Genomic DNA, 11,125 nt, shown 5'->3' on the forward strand with positions numbered 1-11,125 from the left:
GTCCGGCGAGGAACCAGGAGATTGATCGTGGCCAACGAGATCAGCTCGATCGAGAGCGAGATCGAGCAGACGCGCGAGCGTCTTGCCCAGACCATCGACCAGCTCGCCCACCGGGCACACCCGAAGACGATCGTGAGCCGTGAGATCGCCTCGGTGAAGGCACACTTCGTCGACGTGAACACCGGTGCCCCGCGCACCGACAACATCCTCAAGGTCGTCGGTGGCGTGGTCGGCGTGGTCGTCCTCCTCGGCGTGATTCGCAAGGTCGTCAACTGAACCGTGGGTGAGAAGACACCGATCAAGATGCTGCACGACCGCATCCTGGTCGAGCTCGACAAGGATGCGGGGGAGCGGCGCTCCTCGGGCGGGATCGTGATCCCCGCGACCGCCGCCATGGGCGGTCGACGCCTGGCGTGGTCGAAGGTCGTCGGCGTCGGCCCGCACGCCCGTGCCGTGGAGATCGGCGACCGCGTGCTGTTCGATCCCGACGAGAAGGCGGAGGTCGAGGTCAACGGTGAGGTGTACGTCGTGGTGCGCGAGCGCGACGTCCACGCCGTGGCCGCCGACCGTCTCTCCGACGAGTCGACCGGCCTCTATCTCTGACGCCGCCTACGGTGGAGGATCTCACGCACCTGGTGCGTGAAATCCTCCACTGATCCGGTGCTCATCGTCGGTGTGCGCCCCGATTTTTCTCCCGCGCCGCTGACTGCTAAAGTTCATCTCGCTTCAAACGCATTGCGCGGCATTAGCTCAATTGGCAGAGCAGCTGACTCTTAATCAGCGGGTTCGGGGTTCGAGTCCCTGATGCCGTACCAACCAGAAGGCCGGATCCTCCCGAGGGTCCGGCCTTCTGCTGTTCGTGGACCGCGTGAGAGGCAGGCCTAGCGCACCGCCGCGAGCACGGCCTGGGCGGCGTTGTGGCCGCCGAGCCCGGAGACCGCTCCGCCGCGTCGAGCGCCGGAGCCGCAGAGGTAGAGGTTGTCGATGTCGGTGGCCACGCCCCACTGCTGGGCCGGGGTCTCGAGCATCGACCGGTTGGCTGCCCACGGCCAGGCCAGGTCGCCGTGGAAGATGTGGCCACCGGGCATGGCGAGGTCGGCCTCGATGTCCTGCGGCACCTTCGCCTCGATGCACGGCCTGCCGTCGGCGTCCTTGGCCAGGCAGTCCTCGATCGGCTCGGCCAGGTGCTGGTTGAGCGACGCCAGCGCCCGGGAGACGGCCACGTCCTTGTTGGCCGGGTCCTCGAAGAGGGTGGCCGGGGTGTGCAGGCCGAAGTAGGTCAAGGTGTGCCCCGGGAACGACCCCATGATCGAGCGGTCGCTGAGGGAGTGGCAGTAGACCTCCCCCGGCATCTCGGTCGGCACCCGGCCGGCGGCCGCCTCGGCGTACGACCTCTGGAGCTGGGAGTAGTCCTCGGAGAGGTGCAGGGTGCCGGCGAAGGCGACCTCGGGGTCGGCGCCTGACCTGAGCGCCGGCAGCCGGTCGAGGAGGAAGTTGATCTTGAGCTGGGCGCCGACGGGCTTGGACTCCTCGTCGGGTTCCTGGCCGAGCAGGATGCGCAGCACCCAGGGGGCGACGTTGGAGAGCACGTGGCGGGTCCGGACCGAGCGGTAGGCCGTGCCGTCGTGCCAGGTGACCTCGCCGTCGACGCCGTCGGCCTCGATCCGGCTGACCCCGGCGCCGGTGATCACCTCGGCGCCTGCCTCGACAGCGGCCTTGAGCAGGGCGTCGGTGACCGCTCCCATGCCACCGATCGGCACGCGCCACTCGCCGTCGCCGTTGCCGATCAGGTGGTAGAGGAAGCACCGGTTCTGGACCAGGGACGGATCGTTGAGGTCGGCGAAGGTGCCGATCAGTCCGTCGGTGGCGACGATGCCGCGGACGGTGTCGTCGCGGAAACGCCGTTCCACCGAGGCACCGAGGGGTTCGCGGACGAACTCCCGCCACAGGTCGGGGTCGACCCGGGAGGCGATGTCCGACTCCTTCTCCAGGGGCTGCAACAAGGTGGGCGAGACCACGGCCGCCAGCTTCGCCACGTCGCCGTAGAACTGCTGCCACGCGGCGTACTCGTCGTTGGAGCCGGTGAGCTTCTCGAAGGACTCGCGGGTCCGCGAACCCTCGGGGCGCTCGGCGAGCAGTCCGCCGGCGACGCCGTCGCGCAGCCACGGGGTGTACGACGCGGTGGTGCGCGAGGCGAGGTCGAGGGAGAGGTCGAGGTCGGTGACCAGCTCCTTCGGCATCAGCGACACCAGGTAGGAGTAGCGGGACAGGCGCGCGTCGTGGCCCGTGAAGGCCACCTTCGACACCGCGGCACCGCCGGTTGCCGGCAGTCGCTCGAGCAGGAGGGTGGAGAGCCCGGCCCGGGCCAGATAGGCCGCTGCGGTGAGTCCGTTGTGGCCGCCACCGACGATGACCACGTCGTACGACGAACGGCTGGGGCTGGTCGCGGGAGTCATGGGCCGAGCCTAGCGGCGATCGACGAGGGAGCAGGGCCGGCGTTGCGCACGGGCGAACGGGACCAACCGTCCACGGTGACGGCTCGTGGCCGCCGAAATGGGCGGAGGCCCTGTCCGTTCGGACAGGGCCTCCGGCTGGGGTGAGTAACGGGACTTGAACCCGCGACATCCGCCACCACAAGGCGGCGCTCTACCAGCTGAGCTATACCCACCATGGGCACGCAGCCGTTGCGGCGTGACCGGTGAGAATTGTAGCCATAGTCAGGGGGTGTTCGGCGAATCGGGGTCGGTCAACCCGGTCAGTGAACCACCGTGGCGACTCGCGATCTCGCGGGCCGCGTCGCTGGCGGGGCCGGGCGCGGGCACGAAGACAGCTTCGCGGTAGTAGCGCAGCTCCTCGATGCTCTCCTGGATGTCGGCCAGGGCACGGTGGTTGCCACGCTTGGGCGGCGAGGCGAAGTAGGCCTTGGGGAACCAACGCCGCGACAGCTCCTTGATGGAGGAGACGTCGACGATCCGGTAGTGCAGGAACGACTCGAGCTCGGTCATGTCACGGGCCAGGAAGGCACGGTCGGTGGCGACCGTGTTGCCGGCCAGCGGAGGCCTTGACCCGTCGGGGCAGTGCGACTTGACGTAGTCGAGCACCTGTTGCTCCGCCTCGGCCATCGTGATGCCGTGGTTGAGCTCCTCGAGCAGGCCCGACTTCGTGTGCATGTCACGCACGAACTCGTTCATCTGGTCCAGGGCCGCGGCCGGTGGCTTGATGATCAGGTCGATGCCGTCACCGAGCACGTTGAGGTCGAAGTCGGTCACCAGGGCGGCCACCTCGATCAGCGCGTCGTTGACCAGGTCGAGTCCGGTCATTTCGCAGTCGATCCACACAAGTCGTTCATTCACTCGCACGACACTAACGCGTCATGGTGCGGGAGCAGATTCAGTCTCGGCTCAGGCAACAACCATATGCTCGCTGGCATGGGTGCTTGGTTCGGGCTGGTGGCACGGTTGCTGGTCGGTGTCGTCTGGATCGTCGCGGGAGCGCTGAAGCTGCCCGACCCCGCGGCGAGCGTGCGGGCGGTGCGTGCCTATGAGCTTCTCCCGGAGTCCGTGGTCACCGTCACCGGGCACGTCCTGCCCATCGTGGAGGTCGTCGTCGGGGTTGCCCTGGTGCTCGGGTTGATGACGAGGTCGATGGCGGTCGTCTCCGGGCTGCTCTTCCTCGCCTTCATCGTCGGCATCGCTTCCGCGTGGGCCCGTGGCCTCCAGATCGAGTGTGGCTGCTTCGGCGGTGGCGGCTTCTCGTCGAGTGCCACCGACGACTATCCGTGGGAGATCGCCCGCGACGTCGGCCTGCTCCTCGTCTCCGCGTTCCTCGTCCGGCGCCCCCGCACCCGACTCGCACTCGACAATGTGATCTTCGTCCACGAAAGGTGACAAGACATGCCCCATGCCAACGATCGACGAGCGACTCCCGGCAAGCGCAACCTCCTGGTGGGCGGAGGGATCGTCCTGCTCCTCGTGGCGATCGTCGTGATCGGCTGGGCCGTCCAGTCGCAGCGGGACACCACGGGTGAGGACGCCCGGAACCCGGGGGAGTCAGCAACCACGAACGCGACCGGAGCATCGTCCGACGCGGCCTCGGCCGGGGTGGCCGACACCTACGGCCTCGGGGTCGGCGACCCCGAGGCGCCGGTCAAGGTCGAGGTGTTCGAGGACTTCCAGTGTCCGTTCTGCATGCAGTTCGAGGTCGCCTCGCGCGACCAGCTGCACGAGGCTGCCGCCAATGGGGACGCCTACGTCGTCTACCGGCCCTTCGCCTTCCTCAACGACTACTCCGAGAGAGCACTGAACGCCTTCGGAGTCGTCCTCGACGCCTCCGGCGGCGAGGTCGCCCTGGCGTTCCACGACCTGCTCTTCGACCGACAGCCCTCCGAGTCCGGGCCGTGGCCGAGCGACGACGAGCTGGTCGACCTGGCCGTAGAGGCCGGAGCGGACGAGGACGACGTGCGGGACGGGATCGAGAACCACGACTTCGCCCAGTGGGTGGTCAACGGCAACGAGGACACGTCCAAGCGTGGTGTCCACCAGACACCGACCATCGTCGTCGACGGGGAGCCCGTCACGGGCAACTCGATCCAGGAGCTGGTCGACAACACCATCTCGGCGATCGACGCAGGCTGATGCAGATCGAGCAGGTCCAGCGCCTGGTGATGTCCGCGCTGCTGGGAACCGTCGGCTTCGTCTTCGCCGGCGGACTCTGCCTGCTCGCCTCGATCGCGGACCGCCCGGGTGGCCGCCCGGGGCTGCTGGCCGTGGCTGCTGCCGTCGGCGTCGTGACCGTCGCAGGGGTGCGCACGATCAACCAACGCAGCATTCTCTCGCCGTGGTTGGTGGTCGGGCTCCTGCCGGCGGCCATCGGGGCATGGTTCCTGCTGCTGAGCTGATCACTCCGGTGGTGCGGCGTCGACCTGCTCGACGCGGCCGAAGGCCCGAAGCTCCTCGAGGAGGTCGTCAAGCTGTGTGGTCGCGGACGACCGGCTGGCCACGGCGCAACGCTGATCGTCGGGCCCGTTCTTTGGCCCGCGTGCCCTCCGCTGGCAGACTGCCGGGGTGACTGATTCGTCCGAGCTCGCCCTGTCTGCCTTCATCGCGCGCCTGCCCAAGGCGGAGCTGCACGTGCACCACGTGGGCTCCGCCTCGCCACGGATCGTCAGTGAGCTGGCCCAGCGCCACCCCGGTGTCGTGCCCAGCGACCCCGACGAGCTGACGTCGTTCTTCGCGTTCCGCGACTTCGCGCACTTCATCGAGGTCTACCTCGCCGTCGTCGACCTGATCCGGACCCCGGAGGACGTCGAGCTGCTGACCTATGAGGTCGCCCGAGAGATGTCGAACGGTCAGAACGTGAAGTACGCCGAGCTGACCTGCACGCCGTACACCTCCGTGATCCGCGGCATCCCGATCGAGGCCTACACCGAGGCCATCGAGGAGGCGCGGCGCAAGGCGGAGCGCGACTTCGGCCTCGTGCTGCGCTGGATCTATGACATCCCGGGGGAGAGCGGCATTCCCGCCGCCGACGCGACTCTCGACTACGTGCTCAACCACCGCACCGACGCACTGGTCGGCTTCGGTCTCGGCGGCCCCGAGATCGGCGTACCCCGCCCGCAGTTCCAGCCCCACTTCGACGCCGCACGCGCCGCGGGCCTGCACAGCGTTCCGCACGCGGGGGAGACCACCGGCCCCGAGACGGTGTGGGACGCCGTGCGACTGCTCGGTGCCGAACGCATCGGCCACGGTACGACGGCTGCGCAGGACCCGGAGCTGTTGGCCCACCTGGCCGAGACCGGGATCGCCCTGGAGGTGTGCCCGTCCTCCAACATCGCCACCCGCGCGGTCGAGTCGCTCGACCAGCACCCGATCGGGCTCTTCCGCGACGCCGGAGTCACCGTCACGATCAACTCCGACGACCCGCCGATGTTCGGCACCTCGCTCAATCGTGAGTACGAGATCGCCGCGGACCTGCTCGGGCTCGACGCACGAGGTGTCGCCGACCTGGCCCGGGCCGCGGTGGATGCGTCCTTCGCGCCGGAGCTCGTCAAGTCCGAGGTGCGCGACGAGATCGCCAGGGTGGGAGCCAGCGCCACGCCATGATGCGGCCACCTGGGGTCCGCGCGCGAGAGATCCACCTCGTCGGCTGCCGAAGCGACGTCGCCGAAGCGGGAGCGTCGCACGCGCTCGAGCGCACCCGAGCCGCGTACGCGGCCGTTGGTCGCTGACGTTTCGGTCCTCGACCCCGTGCACTGTCGCGGTGGTGTGGTCACTGTGCGGGTGACCGGTTGCGTGCTGAGTGACCTGGACACCGCGTTCCACGGAAGAAGTGGGCGCCCCCGGCAGGATTCGAACCTGCGACCGTCGGATTAGAAGGCCGATGCTCTATCCAGCTGAGCTACGGAGGCCGGGGGTCGGGGTTACAGTCGGGATAAACATCGGGAAAGCACCCGTGTCGTTACACCCAGCCGTTCGTCCAACTCCCGGGGCGATTATGCACCAACCGGGGACTACGCCGGACTCCGGTCGTCTGACGGTGTTCTCGGAGCGAGGGTCGGCGAGATGCATCCTTCGCCTGTGTTCATGTGACGTGGGGCGAAATCGCTGTCATTCCCGTGGACGGTTCATGAGCTACTCGATGACCTAAGCGCGATGTTTGCGTGCAATCCGGTGCTCAGAGTTGGGCGTTGGCGCTGAACTCCGGTGTGGGTACTCATGAGCCAATCGCCATCCCCAATGCGGCGAGGAATGCGAAGAACGCAAGGAATGGGACTACGGAGCCGAGTGCCAGACCCAGCCCGAAGAGGGTTCGCTGGCGTGCCTTCTTGTGGATGGCGACGCCGATGCCCGCGATGGCTGCGACTTCGAGGAACATGAAGATCCAGGAGTAGAAGAAGTCCCAGTTGCCGGACTCCGGGATCCCGAGCAGGCTGGGGCCGAAGAACACCAGTGCTACCAGTGCGGTGCCGGTGATGAGTCCGAGGAGAAGACTCATGACGCGTTCCAGCCTGCTGGTGGTTGTCGGGCTGATGGTGGTCATAGGCTTTCCTGTCTGCGAGCCGATTGCCGTGACTGTAGGTATAGGCGAGAATCTTGGACGCCGCTTCGGATCAGCGTTTTCAAAACTGTGACCGGAACTCACGCACGTCCATGGTTCGCGTTGGGCCGTGAGAGCAGCCCTTGATCTCGATCAGGAACTGCGCCCGGTGCGAACGAGATAGACAACCGCTGCGAGCGCAGACAGAACGACGAACAGTGGCAACAACGAGTGCGTGTTGCCCTCTGGCACAGCGTGCGTAGAGGTCGTTCGCGGAACTCCTTGGGAAACGCCTTCGGCATGGTGCACATCCTTCCAGCGTCGACACACATCGACGCAGATCAGATGTCACCTATCCGTGCAGCAGACCCGGACAGGAGGGCGAGGACAGCGAGGAAGACGGCTGCGGCAACGAGGTTGCTGACGAGGATCGGACGATCGAGGGTGCTCGGTGTCTGCTGGGTCGTGCTCGTATCGGTGCGGCTCATACCTACCACTGTGTCTGGTGGGTGGCCCCGCGCACTCGTTATGTCGCACTTCGCCCAGGATTGGAGCGGCTCGCGTGAGTTGGGTGAGGCCACAGCCCAGAATTCTGCAATTCCGACTGCACGGCAGGGAGTGCCGGGCATGATGTGCGCATGCCTCATTACCCTGGCCGCTGGCTCATCATCTTGGGCTACGTGCTCTGGGTCGCGAGCGTCGTCTATGTCGTCGCCTGCCTGGCCGCACCATCGATGGTCGGCGAGTCTGGCTGCGAACTGACGCCAGGGGGTTCGGTCTACGGGGAGGCCTCGCGTAGCTGGTTCCCTCCCGGCACCACGTGCACCTGGGAGCTGCGCGGCTACGGACACTACGTCACGAGCCCCTCGCCGGTGCGACTCATTTTCGTCGGGGTGGCCTTGGCGGGTCTGCCGCTGGTTCGATACCTCAGTGGGTTGCTCAGGCGCCCCGCGCTCGGCGCGTAGATGGGCAACGGGTCTGCCCATAGTTTGGTTGACACCTGAGCCATTCGGCGCCCTCTGTGATCTTCGAGCGCCTCAGCCAGCACCGAAGCGCTTCGATCCTACGAGCCGATCACACATTCAACGCCTCACCTTGCTTGAGGTCCGCCGTCTCGTGTTTGTCCGTGCTTGAGGAATAGATCCTCACAGTCTTCACCCTGCAGCTTGACCGCGGCACCGTCAGGCTCGGTGAGCTGGCACGACAATCCGTCGACTGGCGCAGGACCTTGGTCCCGAACGCTCACAGTGGTCAGGAAGACGCCCGCGGTCACCATCATCGTCCCGGTCAGCGCTGCCATGACCACGAACATGGGTCGCCATCGTCTAGTGCGAGTCATATGCACGGATGCCTCTCTGCGATACCCGTAACGGAACTTTCGCACGGATGGTGAGGGGAAATAGTCGCACAGTTGCGTCGTTGATGGGCACGGAGTTGCGAAGGAGGTTTCGGGTTCGAAGGCCAGGGCGGTGATCAGTGTTGAGGCAACAGTGCTTCTGCAACGACTGGGCTACCTGATCAGCTCTCGTCGAGGCCGGGTCCAGTTTTCGAGTGCCTCGGCGTCGTTCTCGTGCACAGGTGAAGCATGAGTGTTCGAGCCAGCCAGCCGCGCGCTCTCGATGAGCGTCCCGACGTCGTCCGTGAATCGGAGAGTCTACGTTCTCGTCGTGGGGGGGGCTCCACGTTCTGTATCCAGCTTGCCACCCGGGCAGGGTTGCGAAATCCTTGCAGGTCGGGACCGAACCAGTCGGCCACAGGCGGAGATTATGCCCCACGCCGGTCAGGGTGCGAGCGGTGAGCCGGGAAGGTTGCGCAAGATCATGAAGATCGGCAGGACCACGAGCAGCCCGATCGCGAAGCGCGAGTTGTCCGGTGGACCGGTCAGCGGACGACTCCAGGCCGCACCGACCCTCGCCACCCACCACCAGCCGAGCCAGACGAGCGCGGGAAGCAGCAGGAGGTTGTGACCGACCGACTCGACGAGGTGACCGGTCAGCAAGTCGTGGATGCCTCGCAGGCTGCCACATCCCGGACAGTAGAAGCCGAGGAGAAGAGAGGGGCACTTCGCCCACGACCCGTCCCCGTGCGGGTCGCGAAGCACCAGCGCGGCGCCGAAGGCTGCGGTCGCTGCGCCCAGGGAGACGACGCGCACCCGGTCGAGAGACCGGGTGCGCGTCATGGAGAAGGACTGGCTCAAGTTCAGCTGGTGCCGAGCACCGTGAACATCAAGATGGCGTAGAGAACGCTGACCACGATGCCGGCAACGGCCGAGTAGATCGCCCACTTCTTGGCATCCTCGGAGGCAGCCTGGGCGCCGGCGAAGTCGCCCTGGGCCCACAGGCTGTCGACCTTGGAAGCCTTGACGATGGAGACGATGCCCAGCGGCAGGCAGCACAGGATCGTGGTGAGGATGCCCCAGACCAGGTTGGAGTCAGGCTTGGGCTGGCTCGGCTGGCCGTAGGCCGGGGCGGGGTTCTCGTAGGACATGGTGTCTCCCGTTGTGTCGGTGAACTATCGGCACGGATACTGTCATGCCGAAAGACACCATGCGCTGCCACCGGGCACCTCAAACCTCGATCCGCGAAGAAGTTTCCCGGTGCACCGTGGCCACCGTCGACGGGTCGCCGCGACGCGTCAGCTGGTGAGGCCGCCCATCCACTCCTCCACCGCCGAGGACGTGCGGGGGAGTGAAGCAGACAGGTTGTGGTGGCCGTCGCGGGTGACCACGATGTCGTCCTCGATCCGGATGCCGATGCCGCGCAGCTCCTCGGGCACCAGCAGGTCGTCCTCCTGGAAGTAGAGCCCGGGCTCGACGGTGAGCACCATGCCCTCCTCGAGGTCACCCTTCGGGTAGACCTCCTGGGCGGCCTGGCCACAGTCGTGCACGTCGAGGCCGAGCATGTGGCTGGTCCCGTGGAGGGTCCACCGGGAGTAGACCTTCGACTCCGGGTCGAGCGCCTCCTCCACCGAGACCGGCAGCAGTCCCATGTCGCCCAGGCCATGGGCCAGGACCTTCATGGCTGCCTCGTGCGCCCCGAGGAAGGGGGTGGCCGGACGGATCGCAGCGATGCCGGCTTCCTGGGCGTTGTGGACAAGGTCGTAGAGGTCGCGCTGCAGCGTCGTGAAGGTGCCGTTGACGGGAAGGGTGCGAGTGACGTCGGCTGTGTAGAGGTTGTGCCCCTCCACGCCCATGTCGAGCAGGAGCAGCTCGCCCTGGGTGACGGGCCCGGAGTTCTCGATCCAGTGCAGCGTCGTGGCGTGCTTGCCGCCACCGACGATCGAGTCGTAGCCGATGTCGTTGCCCATGGCCCGTGCCCGACGGAAGAAGGTGCCCTCGATCCACCGTTCGCCGTACTTGAGCACGTTGCTCCAGTCGCGCACCGAGTCCTCGAAGCCGAGGGCGGTGATGTCGCAGGCCTCGGCGAGCTCGCCGATCTCCCACGCGTCCTTGACCAGGCGCATCTCGGAGGCCACCCGCGAGAACTCGCGGTCGCGCTCCTCGTCGGCCGGGGCCAGGCCGTCGACCGAGCGGTCGATGCCACGCAGCACGCGGGTCTTGCCGGTGGTGGACAGCACGCCGGCCAGCTCGTCGATGTGACGGCACTCGATGCCGAGGGAGTCGGAGATCTCACCGAGGGACGGCCGGCGGCCGGCCCACAGCTCGCCGTACTGGCGGTCCCGGAAGAACTCGTCGGTCTCGCGGCTGGAGCGCGGCCGGGCGTAGAGCACGGACTCGCCGTCGTCGATGACCAGGACGGCGTCGGAGGTCTGGTTGCCGGAGAAGTAGGTGTGCGCGGTGTCCGGACGGAAGCGGTAGTCCGTGTCGTAGGAGCGCACCTTGTAGTTGCCGGCCGGGAGCACGAGTCGCTCACCGGGGAAGGCATCGGCCAGTCGACGCCGTCGCGCGGCCGCCGGAGTGCTGACCGGATGCGGCGGCAGCTCCAGCTCGCGTTCACCCCAACCCTGGCGCATGAACGCGGACCAGGCTTCGGGGACCTTCGGGTCGTGTGACTCGGTCTTCAGCTGGGATGTCGCTGATTCGTCAGAGGGCTCGGGGGGTGTGTTCTCGATCTCACTCACCCCTCCACCA

13 protein-coding genes and 3 tRNA genes are annotated in these 11,125 nt (G+C 66.9%); 7 read left to right on the forward strand and 9 right to left on the reverse strand.

What is annotated here, in order from left to right; genetic code table 11:
• The first annotated feature begins 27 nt into the window (after positions 1–27).
• From ncot_RS04995 to ncot_RS05005, 3 genes are all read left to right on the forward strand, one after another.
• Entirely contained in the window at positions 28–276 is a 249-nt protein-coding gene (locus ncot_RS04995) for a DUF3618 domain-containing protein (protein ID WP_240938073.1), read from the forward strand.
• Between the two features lie 27 nt (positions 277–303).
• On the forward strand, positions 304–603 hold the full coding sequence (locus tag ncot_RS05000) for a co-chaperone GroES (RefSeq protein WP_168619172.1): 300 nt from the start codon (positions 304–306) through the stop codon (positions 601–603).
• 136 nt (positions 604–739) lie between these two features.
• Positions 740–815, forward strand: a tRNA-Lys gene (locus ncot_RS05005).
• A gap of 66 nt (positions 816–881) precedes the next feature.
• Here ncot_RS05005 and ncot_RS05010 read toward each other — a convergent pair.
• The 3 genes from ncot_RS05010 to orn form a co-directional block, all read right to left on the reverse strand.
• Positions 882–2,456 (reverse strand): NAD(P)/FAD-dependent oxidoreductase, encoded by a 1,575-nt coding sequence (locus ncot_RS05010; protein WP_168616620.1) that lies wholly within the window; start codon positions 2,454–2,456, stop codon positions 882–884.
• 136 nt (positions 2,457–2,592) lie between these two features.
• Positions 2,593–2,668, reverse strand: a tRNA-His gene (locus ncot_RS05015).
• A 49-nt stretch (positions 2,669–2,717) separates the two neighbouring features.
• Positions 2,718–3,353 carry an oligoribonuclease gene (gene orn, locus ncot_RS05020; RefSeq protein ID WP_168616621.1) on the reverse strand — a complete coding sequence of 212 codons (636 nt, stop codon included), beginning with the start codon at positions 3,351–3,353 and terminating at the stop codon, positions 2,718–2,720.
• A gap of 75 nt (positions 3,354–3,428) precedes the next feature.
• Between orn and ncot_RS05025 the strand changes: the two genes are divergently transcribed.
• The 4 genes from ncot_RS05025 to ncot_RS05040 all read left to right on the forward strand — a co-directional run bounded on the left by ncot_RS05025 (position 3,429) and on the right by ncot_RS05040 (position 6,101).
• Positions 3,429–3,887 (forward strand): MauE/DoxX family redox-associated membrane protein, encoded by a 459-nt coding sequence (locus ncot_RS05025; RefSeq protein ID WP_240938074.1) that lies wholly within the window; start codon positions 3,429–3,431, stop codon positions 3,885–3,887.
• A gap of 6 nt (positions 3,888–3,893) precedes the next feature.
• Entirely contained in the window at positions 3,894–4,634 is a 741-nt protein-coding gene (locus ncot_RS05030; protein ID WP_168616623.1) for a thioredoxin domain-containing protein, read from the forward strand.
• Positions 4,634–4,897: a transcriptional regulator gene (locus ncot_RS05035; protein WP_168616624.1), complete on the forward strand. Its 264-nt coding sequence runs from the start codon at positions 4,634–4,636 to the stop codon at positions 4,895–4,897. The genes ncot_RS05030 and ncot_RS05035 overlap by 1 nt, the downstream gene beginning before the upstream one ends.
• A 166-nt stretch (positions 4,898–5,063) precedes the next feature.
• On the forward strand, positions 5,064–6,101 hold the full coding sequence (locus ncot_RS05040) for an adenosine deaminase (RefSeq protein ID WP_240938075.1): 1,038 nt from the start codon (positions 5,064–5,066) through the stop codon (positions 6,099–6,101).
• 231 nt (positions 6,102–6,332) lie between these two features.
• Here ncot_RS05040 and ncot_RS05045 read toward each other — a convergent pair.
• From ncot_RS05045 to ncot_RS05070, 6 genes are all read right to left on the reverse strand, one after another.
• Positions 6,333–6,406, reverse strand: a tRNA-Arg gene (locus ncot_RS05045).
• 305 nt (positions 6,407–6,711) lie between these two features.
• A complete protein-coding gene (locus ncot_RS05050; RefSeq protein ID WP_168616625.1) occupies positions 6,712–7,038 on the reverse strand; it encodes a hypothetical protein in 327 nt (108 codons plus the stop codon).
• A 338-nt stretch (positions 7,039–7,376) separates the two neighbouring features.
• Positions 7,377–7,523 (reverse strand): hypothetical protein, encoded by a 147-nt coding sequence (locus tag ncot_RS05055; protein ID WP_168616626.1) that lies wholly within the window; start codon positions 7,521–7,523, stop codon positions 7,377–7,379.
• Between the two features lie 1,292 nt (positions 7,524–8,815).
• Positions 8,816–9,214: a DUF2752 domain-containing protein gene (locus ncot_RS05060; RefSeq protein WP_168616627.1), complete on the reverse strand. Its 399-nt coding sequence runs from the start codon at positions 9,212–9,214 to the stop codon at positions 8,816–8,818.
• A 20-nt stretch (positions 9,215–9,234) separates the two neighbouring features.
• Complete coding sequence (locus ncot_RS05065) at positions 9,235–9,522, reverse strand: CD225/dispanin family protein (protein WP_168616628.1); 288 nt, start codon at positions 9,520–9,522, stop codon at positions 9,235–9,237.
• 147 nt (positions 9,523–9,669) lie between these two features.
• Positions 9,670–11,115, reverse strand: coding sequence for an aminopeptidase P family protein (locus ncot_RS05070; protein ID WP_346766632.1), 1,446 nt, complete (start codon positions 11,113–11,115; stop codon positions 9,670–9,672).
• Positions 11,116–11,125 lie beyond the last annotated feature (10 nt).

The sequence above is a fragment of the Nocardioides sp. JQ2195 genome (genome assembly GCF_012272695.1).
Classification (GTDB): Bacteria; Actinomycetota; Actinomycetes; order Propionibacteriales; family Nocardioidaceae; genus Nocardioides.

Excerpts from the sequence above, each read along its gene's own strand:
- ncot_RS05060 (WP_168616627.1), bottom strand. The coding sequence starts at position 9,214 with ATGACGCGCACCCGGTCTCTCGACCGGGTGCGCGTCGTCTCCCTGGGC.
- ncot_RS05050 (WP_168616625.1), bottom strand. The coding sequence starts at position 7,038 with ATGACCACCATCAGCCCGACAACCACCAGCAGGCTGGAACGCGTCATG.
- ncot_RS05010 (WP_168616620.1), bottom strand. The coding sequence starts at position 2,456 with ATGACTCCCGCGACCAGCCCCAGCCGTTCGTCGTACGACGTGGTCATC.
- ncot_RS05030 (WP_168616623.1), top strand. The coding sequence starts at position 3,894 with ATGCCCCATGCCAACGATCGACGAGCGACTCCCGGCAAGCGCAACCTC.
- ncot_RS05035 (WP_168616624.1), top strand. The coding sequence starts at position 4,634 with ATGCAGATCGAGCAGGTCCAGCGCCTGGTGATGTCCGCGCTGCTGGGA.
- ncot_RS05065 (WP_168616628.1), bottom strand. The coding sequence starts at position 9,522 with ATGTCCTACGAGAACCCCGCCCCGGCCTACGGCCAGCCGAGCCAGCCC.
- ncot_RS05025 (WP_240938074.1), top strand. The coding sequence starts at position 3,429 with ATGGGTGCTTGGTTCGGGCTGGTGGCACGGTTGCTGGTCGGTGTCGTC.
- ncot_RS05000 (WP_168619172.1), top strand. The coding sequence starts at position 304 with ATGCTGCACGACCGCATCCTGGTCGAGCTCGACAAGGATGCGGGGGAG.
- ncot_RS05055 (WP_168616626.1), bottom strand. The coding sequence starts at position 7,523 with ATGAGCCGCACCGATACGAGCACGACCCAGCAGACACCGAGCACCCTC.